The organism is Mesorhizobium sp. WSM4976, assembly GCF_029625685.1.
Lineage (GTDB): Bacteria > Pseudomonadota > Alphaproteobacteria > Rhizobiales > Rhizobiaceae > Mesorhizobium.
In genome coordinates this window covers 102,050-118,928 of sequence record NZ_JARTVT010000001.1, presented here as the reverse complement: position 1 = coordinate 118,928, position 16,879 = coordinate 102,050, and the positions used below count along the sequence as shown (strand labels likewise).

Below are 16,879 nucleotides of genomic sequence, written 5' to 3'. Positions count from 1 at the left end.
GAAGGGGTCCTGCGCGACGCAGGGCCCCTTTTCGTTCAGAAGCGACCCCGGTATTGTTTTTGCCGGCTTCTGCAGCGCAGCGCTCCGTCATGGTGCGAAGGCAGCCGCAGCATTTTGAGTTCGCGCATGGCATTCTCCGATGATGGAAAGCATGCGCCAAGGAGCAGACCCGATGGCCTCGACGATTTTGGAGATGCGCGACATCACCAAGACGTTCCCCGGCGTGAAGGCGTTGTCGAACGTCAATCTCAGCGTCGAGGAAGGTGAGATCCACGCCATCGTGGGCGAGAACGGCGCCGGCAAGTCGACGCTGATGAAGGTGCTGTCGGGCGTCTATCCGTCCGGGACCTATGATGGCCAGATCATCTTCCGCGGCCAGGAATGCCATTTCAAAGGCATCCACGACAGCGAGCATATCGGCATCGTCATCATCCATCAGGAGCTTGCGCTGGTGCCGATGCTGTCGATCGCGGAAAACATCTTCCTCGGCAACGAGCACGCCACCTATGGCGTCATCGACTGGGACGCCAACGAGACACGCACGGCCGCCCTGCTCAAGAAGGTCGGGCTGAAGGAAGATCCCAAGACGCTGATCACCAATATCGGTGTCGGCAAGCAGCAGCTGGTCGAGATCGCCAAGGCGCTGAGCAAGGAAGTGAAGCTCCTGATCCTGGACGAGCCGACCGCGTCGCTCAGCGAGAAGGACAGCCAGGCGCTGCTCGACCTCCTGCTCGAGTTCAAGCGCCAGGGCATGACCTCGATCCTGATCTCGCACAAGCTGAACGAGGTGAACCGCGTCGCCGACAAGGTGACGGTGATCCGCGACGGGCGGACCATCGAGACCCTGCCGAGGAAGGACATCTCGGAAGACCGCATCATCACCTCGATGGTCGGCCGCTCGCTGGACGACCGCTATCCGCCGCGCGAGCCGCAGATCGGCGAGGTGATCTTCGAAGTGAAGGACTGGTCGGTCTACCATCCGATCCATGCCGAGCGGCAGGTGATCAAGAACGTAAGCCTCAATGTGCGCAAGGGCGAGGTGGTTGGAATTGCCGGGCTGATGGGCGCCGGCCGCACCGAATTCGCGATGAGCCTGTTCGGCCGCTCCTATGGCCGGCATATTACCGGCGAGGTCCTGCACCGAGGCAAGCCCGTTGATCTTTCGACGGTGAGCAGGGCGGTGGCAAATGGCATCGCCTATGTCACCGAGGACCGCAAGACCTACGGCCTCAACCTCATCGACCATATCAAGCACAATGTGACGCTGGCCAATTTGGGCGGCGTTTCGAGCCGCGGCGTCATCGACGACATGCGCGAAATGAGCGTGGCCAACGACTACCGCAAGAAGACGAACATCCGCGCCTCCAGCGTCTATCAGCTGACCGGCAATCTCTCAGGCGGCAACCAGCAGAAGGTGGTGCTGTCGAAATGGCTGTTCGCCGACCCGGAACTGCTGATCCTCGACGAGCCGACGCGCGGCATTGACGTCGGCGCCAAGTACGAAATCTATACGATCATCGCGCGCCTTGCCGCCGAGGGCAAAGCGATCATCGTCATCTCGTCGGAAATGCCCGAATTGCTCGGCATCACCGACCGCATCTATGTGATGAACGAAGGGCGTATCGTCGGCGAGATGGCGGCAAGCGACGCCAGCCAGGAAAAAATCATGCGCGCCATTGTTCGGGGAGAAGGAAAAAAAGCATCATGAGCACAGAAAGCGCTCCCGCGCCGCAAAGCGGCGTCGCCGAGGACGTCAAGCAGGGCCCGCGCGTCGCTGTCTCGGCGCTGACGACGAACCTGCGCGAATACGGCCTGATCATCGCGCTGATCGTCATCATGCTGTTCTTCCAGTACACGACGTCGGGAACGCTGTTCAAACCGGTCAACCTCTCGAACCTGGTGCAGCAGAACTCCTTCATCATCGTGATGGCGCTGGGCATGCTCCTGGTGATCGTCGCCGGCTATATCGATCTTAGCGTAGGATCGGTGGCAGGCTTCATCGGCGCGCTAGCGGCGATGATGATGGTCATCTGGCCGCTCGGCATATTCTCGAATCCGCTGGTGGTCTCGATCGTCTGCCTGATCGTCGGCGCGGTGATCGGCGCGGCGCAAGGCTACTGGATCGCCTATCACCGGATACCCAGCTTCATCGTAACTCTGGCAGGCATGCTGATCTTCCGCGGCATCTGCCAGGCGCTGCTCGGCGGCGGCTCGTCGGTCGGACCGCTGCCGGACAGCTTCAAGGCGCTGAGCTCGGGCTTCATCCCGGACGTGATCGGCCCGCTGACGCTGATCCCGCCAACGGTCAATGCCGCCGGCAAGACCATCGTCGGCAGCGGCTTGACGCTGCACATGACGACGATCGTGCTCGGCCTGATCGCAGTGCTCGCCTACGCCTATTTCGGCTTCAGGACGCGGCGTAAGCGCGAGCGCCATGGCTATGAGGCTGAGCCCTTCCCGCTGTTCGTGATCAAGACGCTGGTGGGCAGCGCGCTGGCGCTGTTCCTGGTCTTCCAGTTCGCGAGCTACAGAGGCCTACCGGTCGTGCTGCTGGTAATGGGCGTGCTGATCTCGCTATTCGTCTTCGTCACCAAGCGCATGACCATAGGCCGCCGCATCTATGCCATGGGCGGCAACGCCAAGGCTGCACAGTTGTCGGGCATCAACACCGAAAGGCTGACGCTGCTGGTCTTCATCAACATGGGCGTCCTATCAGCGCTGGGTGGCCTGATCATCGCAGCACGCCTCGGCCAGGCCGTGCCGGCCGCGGGCCTCGGCAGCGAACTCGACGTCATCGCGGCCGTCTTCATCGGCGGCGCCTCTGCAATGGGAGGCGTCGGACAGGTGATCGGAGCCGTGGTCGGCGGCTTCATCATGGGGGTGATGAACAACGGTATGTCGATCATGGGCGTCAATGTGGACTGGCAGCAGGTGGTCAAGGGCCTGGTGCTGCTCGGCGCCGTTATCTTCGACGTCTACAACAAGAACAAGGCTTAAGGGCCGGAACAAGTTCAGGAGGCATACGGGTTTCAGATCGCGACGCTGCCGGCAACCCGTCGGCGCCAAGAAGTCCAGGCAAGGACCGAGCTCGCGAGCGCAATCCGGACGAAAAGTTTCAACCGTGGCGGGGATCGCTCCACGCCGCGCTGGGTAAGGCTTGCCCGCGGGCGGCCGCTAAATGAGAGAGGATTCGAACATGCTGATCTCCCAGATCCTCGACGACGCCGAAACGATCCGCGTCGTCGCACGCAATGGCGGCGGCAAGACAAGGGTCATCAATGGCGCGCGCAGTGTCTATTCGCTGGCGATGGAGGCCGCGCGCACCGGCGTTGGCCTCGAAGCGCTGATCGAGCGCAAGGGCTATGGCGAGACGGTCGATCTCGATGCCGTCTATAAGAGGGGCCGACTCGTGTCGCCGATCAACCATCCGGACCCCGCGCATCTGCATCTCACCGGCACCGGGCTGACGCATCTCGGCTCCGCGGCGACGCGCGATTCCATGCACAAGAAGCTCAGCGAGGGCGGTGAGGAGGAGCTCACCGACTCCATGAAGATGTTCCGCATGGGTCTCGAAGGCGGCAAGCCCGCCAAGGGGCAGGTCGGCGTCCAACCGGAGTGGTTCTACAAGGGCAACGGCACGATGGCGGTGGCGCCAGGCGCACCGCTGATGTCCCCGGCCTTCGCGCAGGACGGCGGCGAGGAGCCCGAGATCGCCGGCATCTATGTCATCGGCGACGATGGCGCGCCGTTCCGCGTCGGCTTCACGCTGTCGAACGAGTTCTCCGATCACGTCACCGAGCGGGTGAACTATCTGTTCCTCGCCCATTCCAAGCTGCGCAACGCCTCGTTCGGCCCCGAGATCCTGATCGGCGACCTGCCGGCCGACATCCGCGGCGCATCGCGCATCTGGCGCGACGGCAAGCTGCTGTGGGAAAAGCCGTTCCTGTCGGGCGAGGCGAACATGTCGCACACCATCGCCAATCTCGAGCACCACCACTTCAAATATTCCGCCTTCCGCCAGCCGGGCGACGTGCATGTGCATATGTTTGGCACCGCGACGCTTTCCTTCGCCGACGGCATCAGGACCGAAGCCGGCGATATTTTCGAGATCGAGGCGCCCGATTTCGGCCTGCCGCTGCGCAATCCGCTGGAGATCGAAAAGCCGGTGAAGGTGTGGGTGAAGGCGCTGTGAGGTAGCCCGGCCTGGAGGGTAAATGGACCGGAAACGGATTGGCATTGCTTTGATGGGCTTGGTGCTTGCCATCGCCTGCACGCCCTCCATTACCTACGGCGCCGCCAAATGCAGTCCGGTCTCCTACCGTCAGGCCCGATCGGCGATGACGAGCCGGCTTCTCGCGGCCGGTTACTCGAAACCGCAAGTCGGCTTCCTGATGCGCAACACGGATCGCATGACGTCCGCGCTGCGGGCCGATAAGCTGAACGACAAGGCCAAGGCCTGCGGCATCGACTCTGCGCGAGCCTATGTCCTCGGATGCCTCGACAAGCAGTTGTTCCCTTTGGAGGCGAACTCAAGCTCTCCGCTTGATGCCACCAGGCAGCCCCAAGGATTTTGGGGCAGGAAACGCCTGACTGAGCGCGAACTGCTCTACATCGGCCACTTTCGCGCCTGTCTGGGCGCCGCCCAAAAGTTTCTGTTTCGCGGCTGACCTGCGACCGAACTCAACGCCGCTCAGCGCGCGGCGCGAAAGTGTTTTGAGAGCTTCAGTCCCTGCGCCTGGTAATTGGAGCCGAGGTCGGCCCCGTAGAGCGCCTGCGGACGCCTCAGCATATGCTCGTAGACCAGGCGACCGACGATCTGGCCATGATCGAGGATGAACGGCACTTCGTGGCTGCGCACTTCGAGCACCGCGCGGCTGCCGCTGCCGCCGGCGGCGGAGTGTCCGAAACCCGGATCGAAGAAGCCCGCATAATGGACGCGGAACTCGCCGACCAGCGGATCGAAGGGCGTCATCTCGGCGGCATAGAGCGGCGGCACGTGCACCGCTTCGCGACTGACCAGGATGTAGAATTCGTCAGGGTCGAGCACGATCTCGCCGGCGCCGCTCTTGTAGATCGGCTCCCAGAAATCGACCACATCCTGCGCGGCGCGCTTATCGACATCGACCAGGCCGGTATGGTGCTTGCCGCGATAACCTACAAGCCCATCCTTGTCGCCGTCGAGGTCGATGGACAACGCAATGCCACCGCCGGAAATGTTGGGCGGCTCGGTGGCGACCAGCATCTCGGCACGGTGAAGGTCACGCAGCTCGCTTTCCGAAAGCACGGCATTGCCGATGCGGAAACGGATCTGCGACAGCCGCGAGCCGGCGCGCACGACGATCGGGAAGGTGCGCGGGCTGACTTCGAGATAGAGAGGCCCGTGATAGCCGGCGGCGATCTTGTCGAACTCATGGCCCCGATCGGTCATGACCCGCGTGAAAATGTCGAGACGGCCGGTCGAGCTCTTCGGATTGGCAGAGGCCGAAACCTCGGCCGGCAATGCCAGGCTTTCCAACAAAGGCACGATGTAGACGCAGCCGGTTTCCAGCACCGCGCCCCCGGTGAGGTCTATCTCGTGCAGCTTCAGCCGTTCGAGCTTGTCGGCGACCAGATGATCGGGTCCCGGCAGGAAGGAGGCGCGCACGCGATAGGCCTTGTCGCCGAGCCTGAGATCGAGGCTGGCCGGCTGGATCTGGTTGGTGTCCAGCGCGCGCGGCGACTTAAGCGCGTTCGCTTCGAACAGCGCCGCGATGTCCTGATCCGGAAGAATGCCTGTCTGCCGCAAAGGCTGGCTCCGTTCACAAGGCCGGGCGAGGACCTGAGCAGTCTCTTGCCGCCCGGCTGGTACAAACCTCTTAATGCAGCCGGCAATTGACGCAAGCGCGGCGCTCATTTAAAGGGTCGTTATCCCGTGGTGATTTGGCCGGTCGGCTTGCAGCCACGTTAAACAAGTCGCTAAAGGACCGTCGAGCCGCAAGGCTATATGGACCGGTTGCGACTTTCGCGGCCGGTTTTTTTGTATCTGGAAGCAGGGCTATGAGCACCAAGAAGCGCAACTGGAAACCTCAGACGGCACTCGTGCATGGCGGAACGCTGCGTTCGCAGTTCGGCGAGACGGCCGAGGCGATGTATCTCACGCAGGGCTATGTCTACGAGACGGCGCAGGCGGCGGAAGCCCGTTTCAAGGGAGAGGAGCCGGGCTTCATCTATTCGCGTTACGCCAACCCGACTGTCGACATGTTCGAAAAGCGCATGTGCGCGCTGGAAGGTGCCGAGGATGCCCGCGCCACCGCCTCCGGCATGGCCGCCGTTTCCGCCGCGCTGCTCTGCAGCGTGAAAGCCGGCGACCATATCGTGGCGGCGCGCGCGCTGTTCGGTTCCTGCCGGTGGGTGGTGGAGACGCTGGCGCCGCGCTATGGCATCCAGTCGACGCTGATTGACGGCACCGACATTGCCAACTGGGAAAAGGCTGTCAGGCCGAACACCAAGCTGTTCTTCCTGGAGAGCCCGACCAATCCGACGCTGGAAGTGGTCGACATCGCTGCGGTCGCCAAGCTCGCCAATTCGATCGGCGCGCGCGTGGTCGTCGACAACGTCTTTGCCACGCCGCTGCAGCAGAAGCCGCTGCAGCTTGGCGCCCATGTCGTGGTCTATTCGGCGACCAAGCATATAGACGGCCAAGGCCGCTGCCTCGGCGGCGTCATCCTGTCGGACAAGAAATGGATCGACGAGAACCTGCACGACTATTTCCGCCACACCGGCCCGAGCCTGTCGCCCTTCAACGCCTGGACGCTGCTCAAAGGCCTGGAGACGTTGCCGCTGCGTGTGCGCCAGCAGACCGAGAGCGCCGGCAGGATCGCCGATTTCCTGGCCGGCAGGCCGGAGATTGCGCGCGTCATCTATCCGGGCCGCGCCGACCACCCGCAGGCCGATGTCGTCAAGAAGCAAATGTCGGGCGGCTCGACGCTGATTTGCCTTGACGTCAAGGGCGGCAAGCAGGCGGCCTTCGCCTTCCAGAACGCACTCGACATCGTGCTGATCTCGAACAATCTCGGCGACGCCAAGAGCCTGATCACCCACCCGGCAACGACGACGCACAAGAACCTGAGCGACGAGGCACGCGCCGAACTCGGCATCGGGCCAGGCACGCTCAGACTCTCCGTCGGGCTGGAGGACACCGACGATCTCCTGGAGGACATCGAGCAGGCGCTGAAGGGGGCCAAATAGCCTGCAATACCGCCGAAGATCGACCAAGACCTTTCAGGCGATCTCCTCGAGCTCCGTCAGCTCGCGGGTGCGTATGGTCATCGCATTGCCACGCCATTCGACGGCACCGCCGAACCAGGCGCGCCCCCAGATGGCCGGCAGCATGACGTCGCGCACGATCATCGCGGTGACGCTGCGCGGCGGCAGGTACCAGCCCTTGGCCAAGGCCAGCAGGCATTCCGGCAGGTAGGCGATCGCCAGCACGCACAAAGCCGTGGTGGGAAGGCTGACGCCGGCGCTTGCCGCGGCAATCACCGCCAGCAGCAGCGGCATCGCGGCGCCGGTCAGGATCTCGGGCGCGAAGAACAGCGGGAATGTCACCCGCCGAAGCCGCGCCCAGCGCGTCTGACGTGACCATATCTCGGCGAGCGTACGCTGGCCGAGCGGCTGCTCGAAGGGGCATGCGACGAGATTGACGCGCAGGCCCAAGCTGTTGACCAGCTTGGTGGCGGCCGCGTCCTCGGCGATCTCGGCCGCCAAAGCCTGGATGCCCCCATTGGCGTCCAGCACCGGCTTGTTCCACAGCATGCTCTTGCCTTGGGCGAAGCCGAGGCCCAGCGCCTCGCCGGCATACTGCCAGCGCGCCTGCAGCGTGTTGAGGAAGGCGCATTCGACCTCGGCCCAAAAACCATCCGGACGCGAGCCAATCGGCGTCGAGCAGACGAGGCCCGTATCTGGCCGCCAGGCCGCCATCAGGTGCTGCACATAGTCCTTCGGCATCAACACGTTGGAATCGGCGAGGATCACCCAATCGTGCCGCGCTGCCTGCCAGCCCTTGACGCAGTTGTTGAGCTTGGGATTGGCGCTGATGCGGTCGTCGCCGATCAGGAGCCGCGCCGGAATCTTGGGGTGGCGCGCGATCGCCGCATCGATAAGCCTCACCACCGGGTCCTCGGGATGCGCCACGCAGAAGATCAGCTCATAGCGCGGCCAATCGAGCGAGAAGGCGCGCTGCAAGGTCTCTTCGGTGAACGGCTCGACACCGCGCGACGGCACGATGATCGAGACCGGCGGCCGCGCGACGGCGGGCGGCGCAATGACATACCGCCGCCTCAGCCGCGACGCGGCGAGCAGGATGCTAGCGAGATTGGGGAGAAGAAGGGCTGACGAAGCCAGGCCGGCTGCGATAGTCAGTTCCATCGAGATCTGGTCACTCTATCTCTTTGTTTTCACGCAATTCCAGACGGAAAACCGCTCACACTTTTCCTGGAATTGCTCTTGGCCGCATGCGGCCGTCTCATCAGTCGACAGAGCACCCCGAGTCGCCCGGCACGCTTTACGCACACCAACATTGTCATGTGTCACTTAAATGACATTGTTTTTCGGCACCTGCGCTTTGACGCTGACAGGCGGACTTCCGCTTTGCGTAATAACCGCGACGTGTGACAAATGTTTCCCTGCAGCGGCAACCGGAGTGGCCCATGTATCGCGCCGTGACGCGCAACATCGAAGTGCTGGTCAGGCCCTTCTATCTGGAGGACCGGTCCGATCCGTCCGAGAACCGCTATGTCTGGGGCTATCAGGTGACGATCGACAACCGCTCCGATGAATTCGTGCAGCTTTTGTCGCGCTATTGGCACATCACCGACGGCCAGGGCCGGGTCGAGGAGGTGCGCGGCGCAGGCGTCGTCGGCGACCAGCCTGAGCTCAATCCGGGCGACAGCTATCAATACACGTCAGGCTGCCCGCTCTCGACACCGTCAGGCATCATGGTCGGCCATTACACGATGCGCAACGGTCGAGGCGAGACGTTCGATATCGCCATTCCGGCATTTTCGCTCGACATGCCGGGGACAAGACGGACGGTGAATTGAAAAGCTCGAGTCCCTCGCCCCCGCAAAGCGGGGGAGAAGAACCAGACCTTTCTCACTCCGCCGCGAACTCGGCCGGGTCGAAGTCGTATTGCGTCGAGCAGAACTCGCAGGCGACATGGATGCCGCCCTCCTCGGTCGAGTCCTTGATCTCCTCAGCCGAGAAGCCCTGGAGGATGCCGTGGATCTTCTCGCGCGAGCAGGAGCACTGGTCGTCGACCGGCACACCACGGAAGACGCGCACGCCATGCTCGTGGAACAGCCGGTAGAGCAGCCGCTCGGTGCCCACTGTCGGGTCGATCAACTCCGTCGGCTCGATGGTGCCGAGCAGCGCCAGCAATTCCTGCCAGGAATTGTCGGCCGGGTGGTCCGTCAGCTCGCGGTCGTCGCCGTCGCCGCCCGAAATATCGGGAATGCGCATGCGCTCCGGCGCCTGAGGCAGGAACTGCGCCAGAATGCCGCCTGCCCGCCACTGCTCGCGTGCGCCGCCCGGGCCGGGCGTTATCAGCTTGGCGACCGACATCTTGATATCGGTCGGGATCTGCTCCGACTGGCGGAAATAGGTGCGCGCCGCATCCTCCAACGAGGTGCCGTCGAGCTGCACGATGCCCTGATAGCGCTGCGTGTGCGTGCCCTGGTCGATGGTCAAAGCCAGCACGCCGTTGCCGAGCAGCGCCTGCTGCGAGGTCTCACCGGCGGCGATCAGGGCCTGCAGCCGGTCGGCGTCGAAGCGCGCATAGGCGCGCAGCGCATTCGGCGTGGTGAAATCAGCCACCAGCATGTCGACCGGGCCGTCGGTGCGGGTCTGCAGGATGAACTTGCCTTCGAATTTCAACGAGGTGCCGAGCAGCACGGTGAGCACGCAGGCTTCCGCCAGCAGGCGGGCAACGGACTCGGGATAATTGTGGCGGCTTAGAATAGCGTCGAGCATCGGCCCGAGCTGCACGGTGCGGCCGCGCACATCGAGCGGCGCGACCTCGTAAGGCACGACGTGGTCGTCGCCGGCGAAGCCGAATTCACCGAGTTGGGGTTTATGCTCAGCCAAGGTCTGGGTTTCCAACATGACAAAACTCCGGGGCGCAGCCATGCAACCCGATGAGCCGCATGCGTCGAAGCGCGTTCAATTTACGTGATGGCCCGCAAATAGGCATCACATATCCCCCGATCAAGTTGACCCAGATCGGACCGGAAGCGGTCAGGTCCGCTCCTCTCAAGCGCCCAGGCACCAGGCCAGCACCGCCTTCTGAGCGTGCAGCCGGTTCTCGGCCTCGTCGAACACCACCGAATTTGGTCCGTCGATCACATCGTCGGTGACCTCTTCGCCGCGATGCGCCGGCAGGCAGTGCATGAACAACGCATCGGGCTTGGCCTTGGCCATCAGCGCCGCGTTCACCTGATAGGGCAGGAAGACGTTGTGGCCGCGAGCGCGGTGCTCCTGGCCCATCGAGACCCAGCTGTCGGTGACGACGCAATCGGCCTGGTCGACGGCCTCTTCGGCGGACTTGGAAAACCGCACCTTGCCGCCGTTGGCTTTCGACCAGTCGACATATTTCTCGAAAGGCTCGCTCCCTTCCGGCACCGCGACATTGAGGTTGAAACGGAACCGGGCCGAGGCTTCGAGCAGCGAGTGCAGCACATTGTTGCCGTCGCCGGTCCAGGCAAATGTCTTGCCGGCCACCGGGCCGCGATGCTCCTCGAAGGTCATGATGTCGGCCATGATCTGGCAAGGATGCGTGTCGTCGGTCAGCCCGTTGATGACGGGAACCGTGGCGTTCTCGGTCAGCTCGATCAGCCGGTCATGCGAAGTGGTGCGGATCATGATGGCGTCGACATAGCGCGACAGCACTTTTGCCGTGTCGGCGATGGTCTCGGAGCGTCCGAGCTGCATCTCGGTGCCGGTCAGCATGATAGTCTCACCACCGAGCTGGCGCATGCCGACGTCGAAGGACACGCGCGTGCGGGTCGACGGCTTGTCGAAGATCATCGCCAGCACCTTGCCATCGAGCGGTTTGGATCGCTCGCCCGCCTTGAGCCTGGTCTTTCGCGCCATCGCATCGTCCAGCATGACACGCAGGTCGCCCGCGGAAACGGCGGATAGATCGGTAAAGTGGCGGACGCTCATCGGCAGGTTCCAGAAACTATTTCGCGGCTTCGGCCGCTATCGCGTCGGTCAGGCCCTTGGCGCCGCCGCGGATGCGCTTCAGCGCCTCGCCGATCTCCTCGTCGGTGACGGTGAGCGGCGGCAGGAGGCGGATGACGTTGTCGCCCGCCGGCACGGCAAGCAGGTGCTGGTCGCGCAGCGCCATGTTCACCTTGGTGTTGGGCATGGCGCATTTCAGGCCGAGCATCAGGCCGGTTCCCCTGATGCCTTCGATGACTTCGGGAAATTCGTCCGCGACCGAGGCCAGGCCTTGTTTCAGTAGCAGCGCCTTGCGCTGCACATCCTCGAGGAAGCCGTCGGCCAGCACCACATCGAGCACGGCATTGCCGACCGCCATCGCCAGCGGATTGCCGCCGAAGGTGGTGCCGTGCACGCCGGCGGTCATGCCGGTCGCCGCCTCATCCGTGGCGAGGCAGGCGCCCATCGGGAAGCCGCCGCCGATGCCCTTGGCGATCGCCATCAGGTCGGGCGTGACGCCGGCCCATTCATGCGCGAACAGCTTGCCGGTGCGGCCGATGCCGCACTGGACCTCGTCGAAGATCAGAAGCAGGCCGTGCTGGTCGCAGAGCTGCCGCAGCCGTTTCAAGGACTGCGTCGGCACCGGGCGTATGCCACCTTCGCCCTGCACGGGCTCGATCAGGATGGCCGCGGTCTCCGCAGTGATCGCCTTTTCCGCGGCATCCATGTCGTCGAATGCAACCTGGTCGAAGCCTTCGACCTTGGGTCCGAAGCCCTCGAGGTATTTGTACTGGCCGCCGGCGGCGATCGTCGCCAGTGTGCGGCCGTGGAAGGCGCCTTCGAAGGTGATGATCCGAAACCGCTCGGGAAAGCCCTTGACGAACTGATAGCGCCTGGCCGTCTTGATGGCGCATTCCAGCGCCTCGGCGCCCGAATTGGTGAAGAACACCTTGTCGGCAAAGGTGGCATCGACCAGCCGCTCGCCCAGCCGGCGCTGTTCCGGGATCTCGTAGAGATTGGAAACGTGCCAGAGCTTGGCGGCCTGTTCGGTGAGTGCTGCAACCAGATGCGGATGGCTGTGGCCCAGGGAATTCACCGCGATGCCGCCCGCGAAGTCGAGATATCGCTCGCCCTTGTCGGTGACCAGCCAGGTCCCCTCCCCACGGTCGAAAGCCAGGGGTGCGCGGGCAAAGGTCTCGTAAAGCGCCGAACCGCTCATTATATGCGTCTCCGGAACCGGAAATCAAAAAAGCCGCCAATGCGGCGGCCTCTGCGGCTTATCATGTTTTTCGGCCATGAAGTCAACGAAAACGTCACGCAGAAGCGCGTGGCAATGCCCTGACGCCGCGCCGGCTCATAAGTGCACAGGCAAGTTGGGGAAAACCGTAAAAACCGAATCGGTGTTGCCTCTGGGACTCTTGTCACGGAGTCAGCGCATAAGGTAATTGTAGTCGAGAAATAACTATATTTCGTGCGGCGGACCTAAATCACCCGGTACATGTGGTGTCGTTTGCCCGGCGAGAGCCGGCTCGGGAAAGGATTCTGGCTGCCGCACGCCTCAGCAGGAGCGCGGCCCCATGAATTGGACTGACGAGCGGGTAGAACTTCTCAGGAAATTGTGGTCGGAGGGCCTGAGCGCCAGCCAGATTGCCGCACAGCTTGGCGGAGTGAGCCGCAACGCCGTCATCGGCAAGGTGCATCGCCTGAAGCTGTCGGGCCGTGGCCGCGCGACGGCCGCCCCGGCGCGCCAGAAGAAGGTGACGCAAGGCGCGTCGATGCAGAAATCGGTGGCTCGCGCAGCGAGCCCGGCGCGCCATGTGACCGCCACCATAGGCGCTACCGCGCTGCAGGTGCAGTTCGACGCCGAGCCGGTCGCTCGGCACTATATCCGCCCGGTTGAGAACGTCGTGGTGCCCATCTCGCGCAACCTGCAGCTCGTCGAGCTGACCGAACGCACCTGCAAATGGCCGAACGGCGACCCGCTCTCGGAAGATTTCAGCTTCTGCGGCAACGACGCCGCCGAAACGGGGCCGTATTGCAAGTATCATTCCCGGGTTGCGTTCCAGCCGGCGGCGGAACGGCGGCGGGCACGCTGAATAGCGAATAGCGAATAGCGAATAGCGAATAGCGAATAGCGAATAGCGAATAGCGAATAGAGCGGTTTAGCTACTGTGACAGGGAGCAAGCCGTTTTTTCGTTGTTCCCTGTTCGCTACTCCCTATTCGCCCGTCGCTTCCGACGTTGGCTGCGGGCCGGGGTCAGGTTTCGAACTTGTTCCATCGCAAACCTCCCGAGACTGCAACTGACAATTCGCCCTGCCTGGAAGAGCTTAGCCTAGATCAGAAAACCTTCGAGAGGGCCCGAATTCACTTAGCCGGCACCGTGCCGGGCAGCACCACCTTGTCGGTCTTGTCGCCCTTCGGCCGCTCGGCGGGCATTTGATCGCCGGTGACGATGTAATAAATGGTCTCGGCGATGTTGGTCGCATGGTCGCCGATGCGCTCGATATTCTTGGCGCAGAACAGAAGATGCGTGCAGGGCGTGATATTGCGCGGATCTTCCATCATGTAGGTCAAAAGCTCGCGGAACAGCGAGGTGTACATGGCGTCGATCTGGTCGTCACGATCGCGCACGAAACCGATCCTCTCGACCGAGCGCGAGGCGTAGACGTCGAGCACTTCCTTGAGCTGCGTCAGCGCCAGGTTGGCAAGCGCCTCGATACCGCGGAAAAGACTGTTCGGCTGACGGCCGTCGACCGAGGCGACGCGCTTGGCGACGTTCTTGCCAAGATCGCCGACACGCTCGATATCGGCCGAGATGCGGATGGCGCCGACGATCTCACGCAAATCCGTCGCCATCGGTTGGCGCCTGGCGATGATGATGATAGCCTTGTCGTCGATCTCGCGTTGGCCCTCGTCGAGGACGACGTCGTCCTGGATTACCTTCTGGGCAAGGCCATGGTCGACATTGACAAGGGCGGCGACAGCTTGCTCGACCATGCGCTCGGCATGACCGCCCATCGCCGCAATGCGCTTGGACAGGAATTTCAGCTCTTCGTCATAGGCACTGACTGTATGGACGGACTGCATCGATATGCCTTCCCGGTTTGTGCCGGCTGGTGCGTTCCCTCAATCTGTCGCTGATACGCGAACGGCATGACAGAAAGAAGAAAATCTCGGTTGGCAGCCGGTAAACGATCAGCGAGCCGGCAAATGAACCGTGAACGCCGCGCCCTTGCCGACTTCCGACTTGATCGACAATCTTGCGTTATGACGGGTCAATATATGCTTGACGATCGAAAGGCCAAGCCCGGTGCCTTTCTGGGTGCGGCTGTTTTCGACATCGACGCGATAGAAGCGCTCGGTTATGCGCGGGATATGTTCTTCGGCGATGCCCGGGCCGTAGTCTCTTATGGTGACGCCTATGCCTGGGTCCTGACCGTCATCGACGCGTGCCATGGAGACAGTCACGCGTCCACCTGACTGTCCGTATTTGCAGGCATTCTCCAAGAGATTCTCGAAAACCTGGAAAAGCTCATCGCGGTCGCCGGGGACGGAGATCGGGCCATCGATGAAGTCCCGCTCGATGACGATGCCGTTCTCGCTGGCCAGCGGCCCGAGCGAATCGATGACGCTGTCGATCGTCTGGCGAAGATCGACCGCCGTGCCTGGCCTCAGATAAGGTTTCATCTCCAGCCGCGAGAGCGAGAGCAGATCATCGATCAGGCGGGCCATGCGTCCCGTCTGGTTCTGCATGATCTGCAGGAACTGGTCGCGCGCCGCCGGGTCGTTGCGGGCCGGTCCGCGCAGCGTCTCGATGAAGCCGGCGATGGAGGCGAGCGGCGTGCGCAATTCATGGCTGGCATTGGCGATGAAGTCGGCCCGCATGCGATCGATGCGGCGCGCCTCGCTCTGATCCTTGAACACCAGCACATAAAGGCCTGTGGCATGGCCGACCGTTGACGCGCTGACCCGGTATGTCCGCTCCACCGGCAGCTTTTCGGTGTAGTCGACCACATCGGCGGCGACCTCGCCCGACAGGATGCCGTCCAACAGCGCCTGCATTTCCGGCGCGCGAAACTTCAATGCCAGAGACATGCCCGGCGCCAGGCCACCGAATGCGGCGAAAGCAGCGGCGTTGGCGTGAACCATCGAGGCGGAATGGTCGAAAATAATCAGCGGATCGGCGACCGCGGCCGCCAGATACTCGCCGGAGAGCCGCTGCAGTCCGCTGGCCTCGATCGCTGCTCCTGCATCGGTCGACCGACGCTCGGCGTCTGCAGGCAGCATCGCCGTGGCCGCCAGCAGGGCCAAAGCCGGCAGCAGCACATAAACTGAAGCGCCGGCGAAAGAATAGACGGCGATGACCGCGACAAAGCCCGCAGCAAGCAGCCAGCGGTTGCGCCGAAGCCGCGCCGCCAAGGCTCGCCCCCTGCTGTCCTGCCCCGCGCCGGTCTCTGCCATAGGCCCGTGCTACCCCGCATCCCGTCGACCGGTCAGCGGCTCGCTGGACCAGCCCGACGCATGGGCTCCTTGAAAATCAAGATCGATTCCGCGAAGCTTCATGCGCAAAATCAAAATGCTAGCGGCGTGCATGCGTCCAGAGGGGCGCCACGCCGCCAAGGCTCCATAGCATGAGTCCACAAACTGGAAAGGTTCGTCCGGATGAAAAAAGCCAACGAAACGGCTGAAGCGATGCCATCCACGGCGCCGATCAAGATCAAGATCGACGGCAATGAGCGCGAGTTCGACATCGACAATCCAGTGCTCCCTGACTGGATCGAGAATAACAAGCTCACCGCCGGCGGCTATCCTTATGACAAGAAGATGAAGGACGAGGACTACGAAAAGGAGCTCGAAGGGCTGCAGATCGAACTGGTCAAGGCGCAGGCCTGGCTGCAGACGACCGGCAAGCGGGTGATGGCGCTGTTCGAGGGCAGAGACGCGGCCGGCAAGGGCGGCACGATCTTCGTTCTGCGGCAATACATGAACCCGCGCACCGCCCGCAACGTCGCGCTGCCCAAGCCGACGTCGACGGAAGCCGGGCAATGGTATTACCAGCGCTACGTCGACCATTTCCCGACTTCAGGGGAATTCGTCACCTTTGACCGCTCCTGGTACAACCGCGCCGGTGTCGAGCCGGTCATGGGGTTCTGCACGCCGGAGCAGCAGGAGAAATTCCTCGACGAGACGCCGCATTTCGAGCGGATGATCTGCAACGAGGGCATTCATTTCTTCAAATTCTGGCTGAACATCGGCCGCGAAACGCAGCTGGAACGGTTCCATGACCGCCGCTGGTCGCCGCTGAAGAATTGGAAGTTCTCGCCGATGGACATCGCCGGCGTCAGCAGATGGGACGACTACACCAAGGCGCGCGACAAGATGATCAAGCGCACGCACAAGGAGTTCTCACCATGGATCGTGGTGCGCGCCAACGACAAGCGCCGCGGCCGGCTTGCGGTGATCCAGCGTATCCTTCTGTCGCTGCCCTATGACGGCCGCGACCTCGACGCCGTCGGCAAGCCCGACAAGAAGATCATCGGCGAAGGGCCCGCCTTCCTGAAGGACTGACGCATGTCGCCCATGGGCGCGCGGCGGTTCTGGGAAAACGACATGCACGAGATGGACACGAATTGCAGCGCCGCGCGCCTTTCGGCTGCGCGGCGCTGAGTTTGCCTCGCCCG

At 63.0% G+C, this 16,879-nt stretch carries 15 protein-coding genes and 1 riboswitch; of the genes, 8 read left to right on the top strand and 7 right to left on the bottom strand.

Annotation, left to right across the window (positions count from 1 at the left end; genetic code table 11):
* The first annotated feature begins 172 nt into the window (after nucleotides 1-172).
* The 4 genes from mmsA (at nucleotide 173) to P9272_RS00535 (ending at nucleotide 4,667) form a co-directional block, all read left to right on the top strand.
* Nucleotides 173-1,708 (top strand): multiple monosaccharide ABC transporter ATP-binding protein, encoded by a 1,536-nt coding sequence (gene mmsA / locus P9272_RS00550; RefSeq protein ID WP_128256822.1) that lies wholly within the window; start codon nucleotides 173-175, stop codon nucleotides 1,706-1,708.
* Complete coding sequence (gene mmsB, locus P9272_RS00545) at nucleotides 1,705-2,997, top strand: multiple monosaccharide ABC transporter permease (RefSeq protein ID WP_278158025.1); 1,293 nt, start codon at nucleotides 1,705-1,707, stop codon at nucleotides 2,995-2,997. The genes mmsA and mmsB overlap by 4 nt, the downstream gene beginning before the upstream one ends.
* Nucleotides 2,998-3,196: 199 nt before the next feature.
* Nucleotides 3,197-4,192, top strand: a complete 996-nt coding sequence (araD1, locus tag P9272_RS00540) for an AraD1 family protein (RefSeq protein ID WP_278158023.1) — start codon at nucleotides 3,197-3,199, stop codon at nucleotides 4,190-4,192.
* Nucleotides 4,193-4,253: 61 nt separating this feature from the next.
* The gene (locus tag P9272_RS00535) at nucleotides 4,254-4,667 is read left to right on the top strand and encodes a hypothetical protein (protein ID WP_278158022.1); all 414 of its coding nucleotides are present in this window, start codon (nucleotides 4,254-4,256) and stop codon (nucleotides 4,665-4,667) included.
* Nucleotides 4,668-4,690: 23 nt separating this feature from the next.
* Here P9272_RS00535 and P9272_RS00530 read toward each other — a convergent pair whose 3' ends face one another.
* Nucleotides 4,691-5,785: a 2'-deoxycytidine 5'-triphosphate deaminase gene (locus tag P9272_RS00530; protein WP_128256826.1), complete on the bottom strand. Its 1,095-nt coding sequence runs from the start codon at nucleotides 5,783-5,785 to the stop codon at nucleotides 4,691-4,693.
* Nucleotides 5,786-5,901: 116 nt separating this feature from the next.
* Nucleotides 5,902-5,979, top strand: a riboswitch (SAM riboswitch).
* 57 nt (nucleotides 5,980-6,036) lie between these two features.
* Between P9272_RS00530 and P9272_RS00525 the strand changes: the two genes are divergently transcribed.
* Nucleotides 6,037-7,227 (top strand): O-succinylhomoserine sulfhydrylase, encoded by a 1,191-nt coding sequence (locus P9272_RS00525; RefSeq protein WP_128256827.1) that lies wholly within the window; start codon nucleotides 6,037-6,039, stop codon nucleotides 7,225-7,227.
* Nucleotides 7,228-7,260: 33 nt separating this feature from the next.
* Here P9272_RS00525 and P9272_RS00520 read toward each other — a convergent pair whose 3' ends face one another.
* Nucleotides 7,261-8,406, bottom strand: coding sequence for a ceramide glucosyltransferase (locus P9272_RS00520; protein WP_278158019.1), 1,146 nt, complete (start codon nucleotides 8,404-8,406; stop codon nucleotides 7,261-7,263).
* Nucleotides 8,407-8,687: 281 nt separating this feature from the next.
* On the opposite strand from P9272_RS00520, the gene apaG reads away from it, so the two are divergent.
* Complete coding sequence (apaG, locus tag P9272_RS00515) at nucleotides 8,688-9,080, top strand: Co2+/Mg2+ efflux protein ApaG (protein WP_112127899.1); 393 nt, start codon at nucleotides 8,688-8,690, stop codon at nucleotides 9,078-9,080.
* A gap of 52 nt (nucleotides 9,081-9,132) precedes the next feature.
* Here the strand turns inward: apaG and P9272_RS00510 are convergent, their stop codons facing one another.
* The 3 genes from P9272_RS00510 to P9272_RS00500 all read right to left on the bottom strand — a co-directional run bounded on the left by P9272_RS00510 (nucleotide 9,133) and on the right by P9272_RS00500 (nucleotide 12,415).
* The gene (locus tag P9272_RS00510; RefSeq protein WP_128256829.1) at nucleotides 9,133-10,164 is read right to left on the bottom strand and encodes an Hsp33 family molecular chaperone; all 1,032 of its coding nucleotides are present in this window, start codon (nucleotides 10,162-10,164) and stop codon (nucleotides 9,133-9,135) included.
* 123 nt (nucleotides 10,165-10,287) lie between these two features.
* The gene (argF, locus tag P9272_RS00505; RefSeq protein WP_128256830.1) at nucleotides 10,288-11,199 is read right to left on the bottom strand and encodes an ornithine carbamoyltransferase; all 912 of its coding nucleotides are present in this window, start codon (nucleotides 11,197-11,199) and stop codon (nucleotides 10,288-10,290) included.
* Nucleotides 11,200-11,215: 16 nt separating this feature from the next.
* A complete protein-coding gene (locus P9272_RS00500; RefSeq protein ID WP_128256831.1) occupies nucleotides 11,216-12,415 on the bottom strand; it encodes an aspartate aminotransferase family protein in 1,200 nt (399 codons plus the stop codon).
* 358 nt (nucleotides 12,416-12,773) lie between these two features.
* Here P9272_RS00500 and P9272_RS00495 point away from each other — a divergent pair, with 358 nt between their 5' ends.
* Nucleotides 12,774-13,292 carry a GcrA family cell cycle regulator gene (locus P9272_RS00495; RefSeq protein ID WP_095819596.1) on the top strand — a complete coding sequence of 173 codons (519 nt, stop codon included), beginning with the start codon at nucleotides 12,774-12,776 and terminating at the stop codon, nucleotides 13,290-13,292.
* A gap of 270 nt (nucleotides 13,293-13,562) precedes the next feature.
* On the opposite strand, the gene phoU is transcribed toward P9272_RS00495, so the two are convergent.
* Both phoU and P9272_RS00485 read right to left on the bottom strand, forming a co-directional pair.
* Complete coding sequence (gene phoU / locus P9272_RS00490) at nucleotides 13,563-14,285, bottom strand: phosphate signaling complex protein PhoU (RefSeq protein WP_128256832.1); 723 nt, start codon at nucleotides 14,283-14,285, stop codon at nucleotides 13,563-13,565.
* A gap of 108 nt (nucleotides 14,286-14,393) precedes the next feature.
* Entirely contained in the window at nucleotides 14,394-15,659 is a 1,266-nt protein-coding gene (locus P9272_RS00485; RefSeq protein ID WP_278158011.1) for an ATP-binding protein, read from the bottom strand.
* A 201-nt stretch (nucleotides 15,660-15,860) separates the two neighbouring features.
* Here P9272_RS00485 and ppk2 point away from each other — a divergent pair, with 201 nt between their 5' ends.
* The gene (gene ppk2 / locus P9272_RS00480; protein WP_278158009.1) at nucleotides 15,861-16,766 is read left to right on the top strand and encodes a polyphosphate kinase 2; all 906 of its coding nucleotides are present in this window, start codon (nucleotides 15,861-15,863) and stop codon (nucleotides 16,764-16,766) included.
* Nucleotides 16,767-16,879 lie beyond the last annotated feature (113 nt).